Source organism: Duganella callida (assembly GCF_004614165.1).
Classification (GTDB): Bacteria; Pseudomonadota; Gammaproteobacteria; order Burkholderiales; family Burkholderiaceae_D; genus Rugamonas; species Rugamonas callida.
Genome location: NZ_SPVG01000173.1, coordinates 1 through 17,259 on the forward strand (window position 1 = coordinate 1; position 17,259 = coordinate 17,259).

General features: G+C 65.5%; 10 protein-coding genes and 1 riboswitch. All 10 genes read left to right on the plus strand.

The window, feature by feature from the left end:
* On the plus strand, positions 1–430 hold a 430-nt coding region (locus E4L98_RS30075; RefSeq protein ID WP_371857240.1), incomplete at its 5' end, for a hypothetical protein.
* A gap of 143 nt (positions 431–573) precedes the next feature.
* Entirely contained in the window at positions 574–2,157 is a 1,584-nt protein-coding gene (locus E4L98_RS16630; RefSeq protein WP_135202669.1) for a ShlB/FhaC/HecB family hemolysin secretion/activation protein, read from the plus strand.
* A 7-nt stretch (positions 2,158–2,164) separates the two neighbouring features.
* Entirely contained in the window at positions 2,165–6,322 is a 4,158-nt protein-coding gene (locus E4L98_RS30740; RefSeq protein WP_229257421.1) for a beta strand repeat-containing protein, read from the plus strand.
* A 7-nt stretch (positions 6,323–6,329) separates the two neighbouring features.
* Positions 6,330–7,124: a FecR family protein gene (locus tag E4L98_RS16650; RefSeq protein ID WP_229257422.1), complete on the plus strand. Its 795-nt coding sequence runs from the start codon at positions 6,330–6,332 to the stop codon at positions 7,122–7,124.
* A 70-nt stretch (positions 7,125–7,194) separates the two neighbouring features.
* Positions 7,195–9,402, plus strand: a complete 2,208-nt coding sequence (locus E4L98_RS16655; RefSeq protein ID WP_229257423.1) for a heavy metal translocating P-type ATPase — start codon at positions 7,195–7,197, stop codon at positions 9,400–9,402.
* A complete protein-coding gene (cueR, locus tag E4L98_RS16660; RefSeq protein WP_135202671.1) occupies positions 9,399–9,785 on the plus strand; it encodes a Cu(I)-responsive transcriptional regulator in 387 nt (128 codons plus the stop codon). Before E4L98_RS16655 ends, cueR begins: the two co-directional genes overlap by 4 nt.
* 112 nt (positions 9,786–9,897) lie before the next feature.
* Positions 9,898–10,115, plus strand: a riboswitch (cobalamin riboswitch).
* Positions 10,116–10,247: 132 nt separating this feature from the next.
* On the plus strand, positions 10,248–10,844 hold the full coding sequence (locus E4L98_RS16665; protein ID WP_135202672.1) for a MotA/TolQ/ExbB proton channel family protein: 597 nt from the start codon (positions 10,248–10,250) through the stop codon (positions 10,842–10,844).
* Between the two features lies 1 nt (position 10,845).
* On the plus strand, positions 10,846–11,181 hold the full coding sequence (locus tag E4L98_RS16670; protein ID WP_135202673.1) for a DUF2149 domain-containing protein: 336 nt from the start codon (positions 10,846–10,848) through the stop codon (positions 11,179–11,181).
* The gene (locus tag E4L98_RS16675) at positions 11,168–15,202 is read left to right on the plus strand and encodes a cobaltochelatase subunit CobN (protein ID WP_135202674.1); all 4,035 of its coding nucleotides are present in this window, start codon (positions 11,168–11,170) and stop codon (positions 15,200–15,202) included. Before E4L98_RS16670 ends, E4L98_RS16675 begins: the two co-directional genes overlap by 14 nt.
* Complete coding sequence (locus E4L98_RS16680) at positions 15,199–17,241, plus strand: TonB-dependent receptor (protein ID WP_135202675.1); 2,043 nt, start codon at positions 15,199–15,201, stop codon at positions 17,239–17,241. Before E4L98_RS16675 ends, E4L98_RS16680 begins: the two co-directional genes overlap by 4 nt.
* Positions 17,242–17,259 lie beyond the last annotated feature (18 nt).

The following is a 17,259-nucleotide window of genomic DNA, read 5'->3' on the forward strand; positions in this document are numbered from 1 at the left end:
GCCCGGCCAGATTGATCTGGCTGCCGATGCCTACGCCGCTCAGCGCGCCGCTGACGCCGCAGCCCAGGCTGCCGCGGATGCTGCCGCCAAAGCCGCTGCGGAGACTGCGGCCAAAGCGGCTGCCGAAGCTGCCGCCGCAGCAGCCAAGGCTGCCGCCGATGCGGCTGCGGCCCAGCAGACCCAGGCCAATCAGCCGGTAGTGCAGGCGATCAACTCCACGGTCAACCTGATCAACAATTCGGCTGGCCCCACGCAGTCGGGCGCGCCGGCCTTGCCGGACACGCGCGTGGCACAGGCGAACGGAGCTTCAGCGGGCGGCGGCAGCAGCGCAGTCGACGACAAGGTGCCCGATGAGAAGAATCTGGACAGCAATCCCAGATCCAGCGTGGCCGGTAACAAAGAACAGATCAAGAAAATGTATTGCAACTAAAGCGAGCATCAACAATCGCGATATCCGGGGAAAAATCGCCGCTGTGTCATCTTGCTATGCTAGCATCGCGGACAGATTGATCTTGTAAGATCGCAACAAATATAATGGACGGTTGCACACCGTCCGGAACCAGAGTCCAGAACATGAGATACAGCTTCACGCGCCTGCTTGCAGGTTCCGTTCTTGCCGCCGCCGTCGCCACGGCTCACGCTGCGGACGCCACCGATGACGGCGCCCTCCGTTTCGAAATTTCCCGCTTCGAAGTCACCGGCAACACCCTGCTGCCGCCGGCGCAGATCGACGCCATCGTCGGCAAATACAGCGGCAAGCAGCGCGACTTCGGCGATGTCCAGCGCGCGCTGGAAGCGCTGGAGGCCGCTTATCACGAACGCGGCTACAACGTGGTCACCATCGAATTGCCGGAACAGGAACTGAACGGTGGCGTGGTGACGCTGCGCGTGGTGGAAACGAAAGTCGGCCGCGTCTCGGTCAAGAACAACCAGTACTTCGACGAAGCCAACATCCGCCGCAGCCTGCCCGCGTTGCAGGAGGGCCGCTCGCCCAACCTGCAGGCGGTATCGGCCAACCTCAAGCAAGGCAACGAGAGCCCGGCCAAACAAGTGACCATGAAGCTGCAAAGCGGCGAGAAGGACGACGAGGTCGACGCCGTGCTGGACGTGAAAGACGAATCGCCGTGGAAGGTGATGGCCAACGCCGACAACACCGGCACCGACGCCACCGGCAAGACCCACGTCGGCGTGATCCTGCAAAACGCCAACCTGTTCAACCGCGACCATCTGGCCTCGCTGCAGTACACCACCTCGGCAGAGGAACCGGGCCGCGTGAAGGTGTATGGCGCCGGCTACCACATCCCGCTGTACGCGTCGGGCGACTCGCTGGACTTCTATGCGAGCTATTCCAACGTCGATTCCGGCACCGTGGCGGCCGGTTCGCTGAACCTGGCCGTGAGCGGCAAGGGCGCGGTGTATGGCGCGCGCTACAACCAGGCGCTGGCCAAGCGCGGCGAGCTGGAATCGCGGCTGTCGTACGGCGTCGATGTGAAAGCCTTCAAGAACAGCGTGCAGTTCGAAGGCACCGAGCTGGGCAACGATGTCACCGTGCATCCGCTCAGCATCGCGTATCAGGGCACGCTGCCGATACCGCTGGGCGAGGCCGGCGGTCAGCTGACCCTGTTGCGCAACGTGTCGGGCGGCGCCAATGGCGACCAGCGCGCCTTCACCGGCGCCCGCATCGGCGCCAGGGCCGACTACACCATCCTGCGCCTGGCCGGCAGCGTGACGCGCGCGTTCACCAACGAATGGCAGGTGCGCGCCATCGTCAACGCCCAGTACAGCAACGATGCGCTGATCCCCGGCGAGCAGTTCGGCGCCGGCGGCGCCACCTCGGTGCGCGGCTACATCGAACGCGAAGTCTCCAACGATTCCGGCGCCAGCGTCAACCTGGAAGCCTACACGCCCAACCTGTGCAAGCGCGCCAACTGGAATTGCCGCCTGCTGGGCTTTTACGACGCCGCCTACCTCAGCCGCAACAAGGGGCTGGCCGGCGAGATCGACAGCATGACCATCGCCAGCGCCGGTGTCGGCGCGCGTCTGGTGCTCTCCACCTACGCCAATCTGCAACTGGACTACGGCCACACGCTGCGCGCCGGCGCGACCACCCGCGACAACGCCAACCGCCTGCACGTGCGCCTGGGCCTCGCTTACTGATATCACCATGAACCCGCATACTTCCTTCAAACTGCGTCGCAAAGCCCTGGCCGTTGTCGTGGCGGCCGCTTTCAGCACGGCGCAAGCCAGCCCGGTCTCGCCGACCGTGGTGCACGGCATGGCGACCTTCAATCAGCAGGGCAGCCTGTACACCATTACCAATACGCCCAACACGATTATCGACTGGCGCAGCTTCTCGATCGCGCCGGGCGAGATCACCCGCTTCATTCAGCAAAGCGCGGACAGCAAGGTGCTGAACCGCATCACTGGCCAGGATCCCAGCCAGATCCTGGGCGCGCTGCAATCGAACGGCAAGGTCTTCCTGATCAACCCCAACGGCATCGTGTTCGGCGCCGGCGCGCGCGTCGATGTGGGCGGATTGGTGGCGTCCAGCCTGAATCTGACCAATGCCGATTTCCTGGCCGGTAAGGACAATTTCGCGACGGGCGCGGCGGCCGGCAAGGTCAGCAATCAGGGCAGCATCACCACGCCGTCCGGTGGCCAGATCTTCCTGGTGGCGCCTGCGGTGGAGAATAGCGGCGTGATCTCGGCGCCGAACGGTGACGTCGTACTGGCGGCCGGCCGCACGGTGCAGCTGTTCGACTCGGCCGATCCGAATGTGCAGGTGGTGGTGTCGGCGCCGGCCGACCGGGCGCTCAACCTCGGCAGCATCGTGGCCCAGGGCGGCCGCGTCGGCGTGTATGGCGCGCTGGTCAATCAGCGCGGCGTGATCAACGCCAACAGCGCGCTGCGCGGCGAGAACGGCAAGATTGTGCTCAAGGCCAGCGGCAGCACGCTGGTGGAGGCGGGCAGCGTGACCACCGCCACCGGCGCCAATTTGAACACCGGCGGCGACATCCGCCTGCTGGGCGCGCAGGTCAGCGTCACCGGCGATGCGGTGGTGGACGCCAGCGGCGCGGCCGGCGGCGGCCAGGTGCTGGTGGGCGGCGATTACCAAGGCAAAAATGCGGCGGTGATGAACGCCGGCCGTACCGAGGTCGGCAGGGATGCGGTGATCCGCGCCGATGCGCTGGCCAACGGCAACGGCGGCAAGGTGGTGGTCTGGAGCCAGGACGCCACCGCCATGCTGGGCACCCTGTCGGCGCGTGGCGGCGCGGCCGGCGGTAATGGCGGCGTGGTGGAAACCTCGGGCCATGCGCTGAGCGTGGATGGCGCGCGCGTCAGCACCGGTGCGACTCGGGGCAAGACCGGCAGCTGGCTGCTCGATCCCTACAATCTGACGGTGAATTCGGACGGCGGCGCGGCGGACGGCGACACCAGCTATATCGGCGCCTTCACGCTGAATAACGCCGATGCCGACATCGTGTTGCAGGCCGATCACGACATCAATTTCAATTACGCCATCAATAACGGCATGGGCGTCAGCCTGACGGCGCGCGCCGGCAACGATATCAAGGTCAACCGGGCGATCACGATGGCGGGCGGCGTGACGCTGCTGGCCAACGACAACAGTAGCGGCAGCGCCAGCGGCATCGGCGGCGTCTCGGTCGCGGCCGTGGAGGGCGCAACCATCAGCACCAACGGCAGCGACCTGAAGATGATGGGCAGTTACCTCACCATCAACGGTGTGATCGATCTGCGTGGCCAGCTCGGCGGCGGCAGTATGGATGCGATCGCCAACGTGGCGGACGGCTATATCACTGTGGGCACGGGCGGCAGGGTGAGCACGGCCGCCGACGGCTCCGGCGTGTTGTCGTTCTATGCCGATAACATGAATCTGAACAATGGCCGTGGCAGTATCGGCAGCTTTGGTGCGGTGGGAACGGACAATTCCACCGTGTCGTTCGCGCCCTACACGGCGGGACGCGGGATCACGCTGGGCGGCGCGTCGGCCGGCACGCTGGGCTTGAGCGCTGGCGGCTTGCAGTCGGTTACGGCTGGCAACCTGGTCATCGGTCATAGCGGCGTCGGCGATATCGCCAGCGCTGGTGATCTTGACCTGAGTGTCGGCAATCTGACGCTGGAAAGCGGCGGCAACATCACGCTCAACCACGGTTTGCGCGGTGCGAGTGCGCTGTATGCAAGCGTCGACGGTACCGGCACGCTGAGCACGGGCGCCAACGCCAATCTGCAGGCCGGCGCGGTCTATCTGGTTGGCGACAAGATGACGCTGGATGGCGGCATCAACGCCGAGGAGGTGACGCTAGGCGGCAACGGCAACGTCACTCAGACCGCGGGCAATATCGCCGCCGCCGGTCTGACGGTGGAGAACCGCGGCGCCGTCAGCCTGGCGGGCAGCAACCACGTCGGCGCGCTGTCCGCGACCGGCGTCGGGTCGCTGGTGTTCAATAACGCCGCCGACCTGACCCTGAATGGGCTGACGCTGAGCGGCGACTACAGCGGCGGTCAGGCCGATATCCGCTCCGGCGGCACACTGACGGTGGCCCAGGCGATCGACGGCAAGACGCAGAAGGTCAGGCTGGCCGGTTCGACGGTGGCGGTGAATGCCGCCGGCAGCGCCGGGATGTTTGAAATCGGCGCGGATGCGCTGACGCTGGGGGCGGAGCTGACGTCCGCCATCGCCCAGGTTCATCCGTACAGCAATAATTACAGCATGGTGCTGGGCGGCGCGTCGTCCTGCGGCGCCAGCTGCCTGGCGGTCAGCAATATCTACCGTCTGCATGCGCCGACGGTGGCGTTTGGCTCGACCGATGCCGGACTGAAGGTGGGAACGATCACCATCAACGGCATCAGCAGCGGCGGTACCTCGGCCACCAGCCGCGACGTGGGCACCACGCGCATCGGTCTGCTCAACAGCAACGGCGGCATCCTGCAGACCGGCGCGGTCAATGTGCGCGATCTGGCGGTGCAGAGCAGCGGCAGCATTGCGCTGGATAACAGTGGTAACGCCATCAGCAATCTGGCGGTGGCGCAGACCGGCAGCAGCAGCAATCTGAGCCTGACCGACGGCGCCAACCTGACCATCGCCAAGCTGGATGGCGGCACGGCGTTCAACGTCGACGGCATCAGCAGCGTCGGCAATGTAGCGCTGAATGTGAATGGCGCGCTGAGCGGCGGCACGATCACGGCCGATGCGCTGAGTCTGACCACGACCGGCGGCATCGGCGGCGCCAATGCGCTGATCACCAAGGTATCCGAGCTGACGGCAGTGAATACGGCCAGCAGCGGTACGGCGGCGATCAATATCTCTAACCATAATAACGATGTGCACTCGTCGGTGCTGACCGTGCATAAGGTGCAGCAGGCCGGCGCGGGCAATGGCGGGGCGATCATCATCGATAATACCGGTGGCATGACGATTGCCGATCTGGCGCCGAATGGCGTGCAGACGTCGTCCGGTTCGATCACGTTACAGACGCACAGCCCCCTGGTGATCAATGGGTCGGTGACTTCGGTGTCCGGCAATATCACGCTGGCGGCCGGCAGCAGCTATGATCCGAGCAATACCATTACCATCGGCAGCGGCGCGACCGTGAACTCGGCCAGCGGCAGCGTGTCGGTGACGGCCACCACGTATGTCAACTCGGGCGGAACAGTGACGGACGCCCATGGCGCGGTTGTGCCGACTTACCAGCAGCCGCCAACGCCGACGCCAACGCCAACGCCAACGCCAACGCCAACGCCAACGCCAACGCCGACACCAGTGCCTGTGCCAACGCCTGTGCCAACGCCAACGCCGACGCCGACACCAACGCCGACGCCGACACCAGTGCCGACGCCGACACCAGTGCCGACGCCAACACCAACGCCTGTGCCGACTCCGACCCCGACACCGACACCAGTGCCGACGCCAACGCCTGTGCCGACCCCGACACCAGTGCCAACGCCGACGCCAACGCCGGTACCAACGCCGCCGCCATCGGCCGACATCTGCACCATCGCACCCAATTCGGCGCTGTGTCAGGTGCTGTCGCCGCCGACCGCGAGCGAGCCCAGCAAGCCGGTGCAACAGGCGTCGACCGAAGTGATCAAAACGCTGGCCGGCAACAATCCGGTGCTCGATCAGCAGGATTCGTTGCTGAACGACAAAAAAGGCGGCACGTCGGGCAGCGGCGGCAGCAGCTCCGGTGGATCGAGTCCGTCGTCCACGCCGGACGACGCCAAGTCCGAAAAAACGGCAGACGCATCCCAGGAAAAGATTGGAACCAAAAATGATCCCGTTAAAAAAATGTACTGCAATTAAGGCGCTGTTGACGCTGGCCCTGTTCTGCCTGGCCAGCGTGAGTTGGGCCGCGCAGGTGGCCGGCACCATCGTCCAGCTGAGCGGGCCGCTGATGGCCAGGAAGGCGGACGGCGGCATGCGCATCCTCTCGCTGAAATCCGAAGTGGAAAGCGGCGACACGCTGGTGACCGAGAAAACCACCTACGCCATGGTGAAATTCATCGACAACAGCGAAATCACGTTGAAGCCGTCGACCACCTTCAAGGTCGAGAACTTCAGCTACGATGCCGCCAATCCGGGCGGTGACAATGCCTCGTTCAACCTGGTCAAGGGCGGCTTGCGCTCGGTGACCGGCCTGCTGGGCAAACGCAACAAGGAGAAATTCGCCCTGAAGACGCCGAGCGCCACGATCGGCATCCGCGGCACCACCTTCATCGCGGAATGGGTGGAACCGACGGCGCAGGCCGTGGCCGCGCGCGAAGCTTACTGGATGGCCAGCACCGCGTCGCTGGACCCGCTGGCCGCGCCCATGCAGCCGCTGATGCTGGCCCAGGGACCGTTGCCGGTGCGGCCGGCGGTCATGGCACCCGGTCTGTACGTGCAGGTGCTGGACGGCATGATCAACCTCAACAACAGTGGCGGCAATCTCAACTTCTCCGCCGGGCAGTTCGGCTTCACGCCCAACCCGACGGTGCCGCCCATCGTCGTGCCGCAAAACCCGGGCCTGCAGTTCGCGCCACCGCCGGTGTTCAACAGCAGCCAGCCCGGCAGTGCCGGCGCGGCCCCGCCCAAGTCCAACGCGGTCGATTGCGAAGTCCGCTAAAAACCCTTGACCTTCCAATCGTGGGATACTTGATGCTGTCGGTTAGACAGACCACATCAGGTGTCCCATCATGAATCAGCAAGCAATCAAAATCGACGGCATGAGCTGCGCCTCCTGCGTGGGCAGGGTGGAGCGGGTGTTGGCGGCCGTGCCCGGCGTCGATAAAGTCAGTGTCAATCTGGCAACCGAGATGGCGCGGGTGGAATCGGCCCGGCCACTGGACTTCGCCTTGCTCAAGCAGGCCGTCGACAAGGCCGGCTACGCGGCCTCGCTGCCGGAGCCTGTGCTGGCGCCCACGTCGCCATCAGCCGCGCCAGCGCGCGTTTCGCCGGCACCCGGCGGCGGCGTCGCAGTGATCCTGGCGGCGCTGTTTTCCCTTCCGTTGATATTGCCCATGCTGCTGGAGCTGGCCGGCGTTCACTGGATGCCGGACGGCCGCATGCAGCTTCTGTTGGCGACGCCGGTGCAGTTCTGGCTGGGCGCGCGGTTTTATCGCGCCGGCTGGCTGGCGGTCCGTGCGCGCAGCGGCAATATGGACCTGCTGGTGGCGTTGGGTACCAGCGCCGCCTATTTCCTGAGTCTCTATCAGCTGTTCGCGGGCGGCGCCATGCCGCATCTGTATTTTGAAGCGTCGGCCGTCGTCGTCACGCTGGTCCTGCTGGGTAAATGGCTGGAGGCGCGCGCCAAGCGCCAGACGGCGGAGGCGATCCGCGCGCTGCAGACGCTGCGGCCCGAATCGGCGCGCGTGCGGCGCGATGGCCAGGATACCGACCTTGCTATCGGCGAGGTGCGGGTGGGCGATCTGATCGTCGTGCGTCCCGGCGAGCGCATCGCCGCGGACGGCGTGGTGGCGGAGGGCGGCAGCCATGTCGATGAGGCGCTGATCACCGGCGAGAGCCTGCCCGTCGCCCGCCACCCCGGCGACCGCGTCACCGGCGGCGCCATCAACGGTGAAGGGCTGCTGGTGGTGCGTGTGACCGCCGTCGGCGCCGAAAGCACTCTGGCGCGCATCATCCGGCTGGTGGAGGACGCGCAGGCGGCCAAGGCGCCGGTGCAGCACCTGGTCGACCGCGTCAGCGCCATCTTCGTGCCGGTGGTGCTGGCGATCGCGCTGCTGACGTTCGCGGGCTGGTGGCTGATCGGCGGCGATGCCGAGCGGGCCATCATCAATGCGGTGGCGGTGCTGGTGATCGCCTGCCCGTGCGCGCTTGGTCTGGCGACGCCGGCCGCCATCATGGCCGGCACCGGCGTCGCCGCGCGCCACGGCATTCTGATCAAGGATGCGGAAGCGCTGGAACTGGCGCACCGCATCACCACCGTCGCCTTCGACAAGACCGGCACGCTGACGGCAGGTCAGCCGTCGCTGGCGGTGCTGGCGCCCGCACCGGGCGTGACTGAGGCGCGCCTGCTGCAACTGGCGGCAGCCATCCAGCGCGGCAGCGAACACGCCCTGGCGCGTGCGGTCCAGCAAGCCGCCGCCGGCACCCACAGCGCGACCGGCGCGGGCGCCCCCCTGGCCGCATCGGACGTGACAGCCTTGCCTGGGCGCGGCGTGGTGGCGACGGTGGATGGCGAGCGACTGGTGCTCGGCAACACACGCCTGATGCGGGAGCAGGGCGTCGCGCTGTCCGCGCTGTCCGAACGCGCCGATGTGCTCGAGCGTGAAGGCCACACCGTCTCTTGGCTCGCCGCGCCGGGCGGCGCCGGAGTGCTTGGCCTGCTGGCCTTCGCCGACCGCGCCAAGCCGCAGTCGCGCCAGGCCGTGCAAGCGCTGCACGCCCTCGGCATCGACACCATCCTGCTCACCGGCGACAATCAGGGCAGCGCCGACGCCGTCGGCCGCGAGCTGGGAGTTCAACGCGTCATTGCCAACATGCTGCCGGCCGACAAAGCCAGCACCATCGCCGCGCTGAGGACCCCGCAGAGCTGCATCGCCATGGTCGGCGACGGCATCAACGACGCGCCGGCGCTGGCGGCGGCCGACGTCGGCATCGCCATGTCGAGCGGCACCGACGTCGCCATGCACGCCGCCGGCATCACCCTGATGCGTGGCGATCCGGCGCTGGTGGCGGCGGCGATCGACATCTCGCGCCGCAGTTACAACAAAATCCGCCAGAACCTGTTCTGGGCCTTCATCTACAACCTGATCGGCATCCCGCTGGCGGTCTTCGGGCTGCTGAACCCCATGGTGGCGGGCGGCGCGATGGCGCTCAGCTCCGTCAGCGTGATCAGCAACGCCCTGCTGCTGCGCCGCTGGCAGCCCAAGGAGCCAGCATGAACATCGGACAAGCGGCGGCCGCCAGCGGCGTCTCGGCCAAGATGATCCGCTACTACGAAAGCATTCACCTGATCCCGCCGGGCCGCCGTACCGACGCCGGCTACCGCATCTATGGCGAAAACGACCTGCACAACCTGCGCTTCATCAAGCGCGCGCGTTTGCTGGGCTTCTCGCTGGAGCAGATCCGCGGGTTGCTGTCGCTGTGGCAGAACAAGGAGCGCGCCAGTGCCGACGTCAAGACCATCGCGCTGGGCCACGTCGCGGAACTGAACCAGCGCATCGCCGAGCTGACCGAAATGCGCGACACCCTGCACACGCTGGCCAGCTGCTGCCACGGCGACCATCGACCCGACTGCCCCATCCTGCAAAGCCTCGCCGACTAGATCCGGGGTCTAAATCCGGGGTCAGGTCTTCCATTGCGTCACGGGCTCTTCCGTAGCGGCCGCTACGGAAGAGCCCGTGACGCAATGGAAGACCTGACCCCGGAATCGCGTATAATCGCGCCACGTTTTGGTGCTCGCGCTTTCGTCTGGAGGCGCAGTTAAACGGGAAACAGGAAGCCATATCGGCCAACCTGTGCTGCCCCCGCAACGGTCAACAAGCGTCGTCTCACACACGACTACCCGCTTCGCTACGCCACTGTGCCTCGTGCATGGGAAGGTCAGGCGGGTCTGCTTGCCAGCCCGGATACCGGCCAAACAGGTGGAAGCGCCTCGTGCGCTTCTGTTCATTCCGCTCACGGGGAGGTGAGCGGTTTGCTTCTGCCGTCCTGACATTTTCTATGCTTTTATTCAGCGCCGCATGCGCCCGTGCGCCGTTGCGCGCTGCTTTTCCGGGATCCCCACATGCCTACTCTGCCGACCGATGCCGCCATTCATTCGCTTGAAACGCTGCTGTATTCCATTTCCAATGTCATGTATCTGCCGGTATTGCTCGGCATCGCCGCACTGGTGCTGCATATGCTGCTCTGCTTCGGCACCTTCGGCGCCGAGTGGCTGGAGCGCCGCCGCGGCGTGCGCATGCTGGTTGCCACCGCCAGGCAAGAAATGAACGCTGCGCTGACCGCGCAGGAAGGTGATCCGCCGCTGGATGCGCGCCTGGAACGCGTGGTGCAGCGCGCCGATACCGCCGGTGTGCGCCGCCTCGACGGCGTGCGCTTCGTGGTGCGCGTCGGTCCCGCGCTGGGCCTGATGGGCACCCTGATCCCGATGGGTATTTCGCTGGCCGGTCTGGCGCAGGGCAATCTGCCGAAGATGGCGGAGTCGATGACCACCGCGTTCACCGCCACCGTGGTCGGTCTGGCCTGCTCAGTCACCGCCTACGTATTGACGCTGGTGCGTGAGCACTGGTTGCGCAGCGATCTGACCGAGATCGCCTATCAGGCCGAATCGCTGCTGGCGTCGCACGGCGCCAGGCCGCATCTGGTGCGCGCGGAGGCTTGAGATGCGCTATCTGAATAAACACCGCTTCAGCCGCATCGGCGAACATGGCGACGATCCCCTGTCCGGCGTGGCCAATCTGTTCGACGCCAGCATCGTGTTCATCGTGGCGATGATGCTGGCGCTGTTCTCGGCCTGGAACATGATGGATCTGCTGGACCCGAATTCGGAAGTCACCATCGCCAAAAAATCGGCCGATGGCCACGTCGAGGTGCTGACCAAGAAGGGTTCGGAGATCAAGGTCAGCAAGTCCAGCGATAAGCAGTTGTCCGGCTCGGGCAAGCGCCTGGGCACGGCCTACCAGCTGCCGGACGGGAAGGTGATCTATGTACCGGAATAATCAGCTGATCGCGGTATTGCTGTTGCTGCTGTCGCTGTGCATGGGCGGTTACGTGCACTCGGCGCAGGCGCCGCGCACGCTGGCGCTGATGCTGGGCGATGTGGAGTCGCGTCCCGCCGTGCTGGCGGTGCGCGGCCTGCAGTCGGAGCTGAAGGAGTTGAATGTCGCCATACGCATCATTCCGGTCAATGGCTTGACGCCGGCGGACCGCGCTGCCCTTGCCGCCGCCGACGTCGCGGTCATCAACGTCAAGGGCCGGCAGGCGATGGTTGGGCTGACCTCGGAGCTGGAGGCACTGCAGAAGGCGCGCAGGCCGGTGTTCGCCGTCGGCGGCGCCATGGACGATAATCTGCGCGAACTCGGCGTGCGCGACGATAAGAACATCCAGTCCTATCACAGCGAAGGCGGCGTGGAAAACGTCGGCAATATGCTTCGCTACATTTTGCGTAACAGCTTCGGCTCCAGGATAAGTGTGGCGCCGGTGCATGCGATGCCGGAAGCCGGCCTGTATGACGTGCAGGCCAACCGCACCGTCGGCAGCTTCGACGATTATGTGCGCGGCTACGCCCATCACAAGGTCGGTGCGCCATGGATCGCGGTGCCGTTCTATCGCGCCAGCCTGGTGGCGGGACAGACCTTGCCGCTGGCGGCGATCACCGACCGGCTGGAAGCAAGCGGCTACAACGTGGCGCCGCTGTTCGGCTATCCCTACGAAGTGCCTCTGAAGCTGCTGATCGACGACGGTGGCAAAAGCCGCGTGGATCTGATCGTCGCCCTGGGCATGAAGGTCGGCGGCACCGCCAGTGTCGGCACGCTGCTGGACCAGATCGGCGTCCCGGCGATCAATGCCATCACGCTGAGCCAACAGACGCTGGCGCAATGGCGGGAATCGAAAATCGGCCTTGATATCATCGAACGCACCTGGCAACTCGCCGGTGCCGAAGCCGCAGGCCTGATCCAGCCGACGGTGGTGGCCAGCCGTGAACGCATCAGCGACGCGCAGACCGGCCTGGCCTACGTGGAGGAGACTCCCATCCCCGAGCGCATCGAACGCCTCAACGAACGCGTGGCGGCCTGGCTCAAGCTGCGCCACGCGGCCAACGGCAACAAGCGCGTCGCCATGATCTACTTTAATTATCCGCATGGTTCGGAGACCATCGGCGCGGCTTATCTGAACGTGCTGCCCGAAAGCCTGTGGCAGATCGTCCAGCGGCTGAAGCGCGATGGCTATCAGACCGGCGACGCGCTGCCGCCGTCCGGGCCAGAACTGCAGGGCGAGATTCAGAAGTGGGGCAACTACCCCGGCAAGTCGAAGGGAGATTACAACGCGGGCCTCAAGCATCTGGCGGAGAGCGGTCAGGCTTTGCTGGTGCCGCTGTCGGCCTATCAGCAGTGGTTCGCCGGGCTGCCGCAGCCGCTGCGCGCGTCGATCGAACAGTCGTGGGGCAAGCCTGAAAATGCGCCTGTCCTGTGGCGCAATGCGAAGGGAGAGGCATTCTTCGTCTACCCGGCGCGCCGCTACGGCAATGTGCTGATGGCGCCGCAGCCGGGCCGCGCCTGGGAGCAGAACCTGGAGAAGCTGCACAATGAGGTGAGCATGCCGCCATCGCACGAATACATCGCGTTTTATCTCTGGTTGCAGAAGGACTTCAATGCCGATGCGGTGATGCATATCGGTACCCACGGCACGCAGGAATGGCTGACCGGTAAGGAGGCCGGCCTGTCCGCCAGCGATCCGACCGAGGCGCTGATCGGCGCCATGCCCAACATTTATCCGTATGTGATGGACGATGTGGGCGAGGGCATACAGGCCAAGCGCCGCGGCATGGCCACCATCATCGATCACATGACGCCACCGTTCGATGTGGCCGGCCTGAATCCCGACCTGCGCGAACTGGGCGCGTTGCTGAACGACTACCGCGTCGCCGAGCAGAAAAGCCCGCTGCTGGCGGCCAGCCATCTGAAGGCGATCAACCGTCTGGCGGCGCGCAGCGGCGTCCTCAAGGACATGAAAAAGGCCGAGCTGAAAACCGAGGCCGATATGGAAGGACTGGAGGAATACCTCGACGACACCGGCAACCGCCTGACGCCATTCGGCCTGCACACCTTCGGCGTGGCGCCGGACGCGGAACAGCGCAACGCCACCGCGCGCGCCGTGGTCAGTCTGGATACGGCCGCCACGCCTGAGCAGAAAGCCAAACGTATCGCGCAGCTGGACGCCGATATCGAACAAAGCGCGCAGCTGGAGCTGGACCGGCTGATGCAGGCGCTGTCCGGCCGCTACATCCCGACCGGCGTGAGCGCGGATCTGGTGCGCAACCCGAACGCGCTGCCGACCGGCCGTAATTTCTTCGGTCTCGATCCGTCGCGGATTCCGAGCAAGACCACTTACGAGGCGGGCGCGAAACTGGCGCAGCAGCTGGTGGACGATTACCGCAGGCGCCACGGCGCTTATCCTGAAAAACTCAGCATGAACCTGTGGGGCGTGGAGACCTCGCGCCACGAAGGCGTGATGGAGGCGCAGGCCATGTCGCTGATGGGCGTCCGTCCGACGTGGGATGAGCGTGGCCGCGTGACCGGCGTCGAGCCTATCCCGCGCCAGCAGCTGGGCCGTCCGCGGGTGGATGTGACGCTGGTGTCGTCCGGCCTGTTCCGCGATCTGTTCCCGAATCTGTTGACGCTGATGGATCAGGCGGCGCAGCTGGCGCAGAAGCAGGACGATGACGGCGGCAACGTGTTGCGGCAGCACAGCGGCAAGGTGGCGGCGGCGCTGCTCCAGCGCGGCATCCCGGCCGAGGAAGCGCAGCGCATGGCGTCGGTGCGGATCTTCGGCCTGCCGAGCGGCGCCTACGGTACCCAGATCGAGAAGCTGATCCCGCTTACCAACGCCTGGCGGAACGAGAAGGAAGTGGCGGATGTTTTCATCAACCGCATGAGCCATCCGTTCGGCGCGGGATACTGGGGCGATGACAAGGCCACGCCCGAACAGCGCCGCGAGTTGTTCAGGCAGGCGCTGTCCGGCAGCCAGATCGCGCTGCACAGCCGGTCCAGCAACCTGTTCGCGACGCTGGATAACGATGACTTCTTCCAGTACCTGGGCGGCACCGCGATGGCGATCCGCAGCGTGGACGGCAAGACGCCCGAGGTGATGGTCAGCGACCTGTCGAATCCGCGCCGCGCCAGCCACAAGTCGCTGGAGATGTACATGGGGCAGGAGATGCAGGAGCGATACCTGAATCCGCGCTGGGCCGACAGCATGCTGAAGGAAGGTTATTCCGGCGCGCGCTACATCAACCGCGTGGTCGACTATTTGTGGGCCTGGCAGGTCACGGTGCCGGAGGTGGTCGATGGCGGCAAGTGGCAGCGCATGTACGACACGTATGTGGAAGACCGCCATGGCCTCAAGGTGCGCGAGCGTTTCGCCAATGCGGGCAACCTGCGCGCCTTCCAGGCTGTGACGGACCGCATGCTGAGCGCCATCGAGCGCGGTTACTGGAAGCCGTCAGACGCGGTCCGCAACAAGCTGACGCAGATGAATGCGCAGGCGATCAGGGATGCCGGAGTGTCGTGCAGCGCGGATTCGTGCAGCAAGGCGACGCTGAAAATCGCGCCGCAATTCAATGCCGACTTTGCACCCAATGCCGGCACCAATGCCGCCGTCGTGCGTGGCGCTGTCGCGGCCGCGCGTCCGGGCGGTGCGGCGCCGTCGCCGCAGGCGGCAATGCAGAACGCGGCCGCCGAGCTGCAGGCATTGCAGGCCAAGGCGCAGGAGCAGGAGATGCAGCCGCCCGTGCAGGCAAGTGCGCCGCCGTCCGTTCCGGCCAAGCCCAAGCCGGCGCTGCAAGCCAAACCCGAAGCGGACGCCAAGGTCAGCGGCTTTGAAATGGAAACCCTGACCAATCTCACGCCAGTGCAGAAGACCGTCGGCACGCTGGCACTGCTGGCGCTGGCCGCGGCGCTGGTTGGTATCGGCTACATCGGCCGTCGCAACAAACTCCGTAAATTGAAAGACTTCGTATGATTCAACAATCTATCGTGGCGCTGGCTGTCGCTTTGCCGTTGACTGTCCATGCCGGCGACACCGACGTCACCGACACGGTCGAGGTGCGCGGCCATTACGACAATGGCGTCGGCACTTCCGGCGCCGCCAGCCAGGGCGCGGTGACGGCCGAATTGATCGCCAATCGGCCGGCGCTGCGTCCCGGTGAACTGCTGGAGTTTGTGCCGGGCGTGATCGTCACCCAGCACAGCGGCGACGGCAAGGCCAATCAGTACTTCCTGCGCGGCTTCAACCTGGATCACGGCACCGACTTTGCGACTTTCGTCGATGGCATGCCGGTCAATATGCGCACTCACGCACACGGCCAGGGTTACACCGATCTGAATTTCCTGATCCCGGAACTGGTGGACCGCATCAACTACAAGAAAGGCCCGTACTACGCCGACGAAGGCGACTTCGCCTCCGCCGGCGCGGCGCACATGACGCTGGCGAACCGGCTGAGAGAAAACACCGCCAGCGTGACCGTCGGCGAAAACCAGTACATCCGTTCCGTGGTCACCGGCTCCACCGCGCTGGGAGCGGGCAATCTGGTATACGGCGCGGAGCTGGGGCACAACAACGGACCCTGGCTGGAGCCGGAAGCCTTTCATAAAAGCCTGGGCGTGCTGCGCTACGCGCAGGGCGCCAGCGACGATCAGTTCAGCGTCACCGGCATGTTTTACAAGGGCGCCTGGTATGCGAGCAACCAGATTCCGCTGCGCGCGGTGCAGGCGGGCGGGCTCGATCCTTACGGCGTCATTGATCCCAGCGACGGCGGCGCGACGGCGCGTTACAGCCTGTCTGCCACCATGCGCCGGCGCAGCAGCGAACAGCTGCTGCAGGCGAACGCCTACGTGGTCCAATCGAGCCTGACGCTGTACAACGACTTCACTTACTTTCTTGACGATCCGGTGAACGGCGACCAGGCGCGCCAGACCGAGAAGCGCCGCATCGGTGGTTTCGATGTGGCGAACACCTGGTTCAGCCGCTGGGGCAGTTTCGATGTCAGCAACAAGGCCGGCGTGCAGGGGCGTTACGACGATATCTCGCCACTGGCACTCGACGCCACGCGCAACCAGCAGACGCTGCACAACATCACCCAGTCGCAGGTCAAGGAGGGCAGTATCGCGGCCTATCTGGAGAACACCGTGCAGTGGCGCGACTGGCTGCGTACCACGGCGGGCCTGCGTTACGACCGTTACCGCTTCGACGTCGCCAGCAATATCGCTGAGAACTCGGGCAAGGTCGATGCCGGCACCACGTCGCCGAAAATCTCGGTGGTGCTCGGCCCGTGGGACAAGACGGAGTTCTTCATCAATTATGGCGAGGGCTTTCACAGCAATGATGCGCGCGGCACCACCGTGCACCTGGCGCCGAAGGAACGCGAACCCGTCGATCCGGTGACGCCGCTGGTGAAGACGCGCGGAGCGGAGCTGGGCGTGCGCAGCGAGATCATCCCCGGCCTGCAAAGCTCGGCCGCCCTGTGGCAGCTGCGTTCTGCATCGGAGCTGGTGTTCTCCGGCGATGCCGGCGACACTTCGGCGAGCCGCGGCAGCTACCGTTCCGGCATCGAGTGGAACAACCACTACATCGCTGCGTCATGGCTGCTGTTCGACCTCGATCTGGCGTACTCGCGGGGCCACTACACCGAGCATGATGCGGCGGGAGATTACATCCCGGGGGCGATCGGCAAGGTCGCATCGTTCGGCGCCACCATCAGCGATCTGGGGCCATGGTCGGCGGCGTTCCAGATGCGCTATTTCGGACCGCGTCCGCTGATCGAAGATAACAGCCAGCGCTCGGCCACCACCGCGATCGCTTACGCGCGCCTGGGCTACAAGTTCAAGCGCCGCTGGACGGTGCAACTGGACGCGTTCAACCTGTTCGACCGCCAGGTCAGTGACGTGGACTACTATTACGCGTCGCGACTGCCGGGCGAGCCGGCCGAAGGGGTGCAGGACATCCACACCCATCCGGCCGAGCGCCGCAGCTTCCGGCTGACGCTGAAGACGGCGTTCTAGCGGGCGGCGTGGCGTGGG

Excerpts from the sequence above, each read along its gene's own strand:
- E4L98_RS16670 (WP_135202673.1), top strand. The coding sequence starts at position 10,846 with ATGCGCTATCTGAATAAACACCGCTTCAGCCGCATCGGCGAACATGGC.
- E4L98_RS16665 (WP_135202672.1), top strand. The coding sequence starts at position 10,248 with ATGCCTACTCTGCCGACCGATGCCGCCATTCATTCGCTTGAAACGCTG.
- E4L98_RS16630 (WP_135202669.1), top strand. The coding sequence starts at position 574 with ATGAGATACAGCTTCACGCGCCTGCTTGCAGGTTCCGTTCTTGCCGCC.
- cueR (WP_135202671.1), top strand. The coding sequence starts at position 9,399 with ATGAACATCGGACAAGCGGCGGCCGCCAGCGGCGTCTCGGCCAAGATG.
- E4L98_RS16680 (WP_135202675.1), top strand. The coding sequence starts at position 15,199 with ATGATTCAACAATCTATCGTGGCGCTGGCTGTCGCTTTGCCGTTGACT.
- E4L98_RS16655 (WP_229257423.1), top strand. The coding sequence starts at position 7,195 with ATGAATCAGCAAGCAATCAAAATCGACGGCATGAGCTGCGCCTCCTGC.
- E4L98_RS16675 (WP_135202674.1), top strand. The coding sequence starts at position 11,168 with ATGTACCGGAATAATCAGCTGATCGCGGTATTGCTGTTGCTGCTGTCG.
- E4L98_RS30740 (WP_229257421.1), top strand. The coding sequence starts at position 2,165 with ATGAACCCGCATACTTCCTTCAAACTGCGTCGCAAAGCCCTGGCCGTT.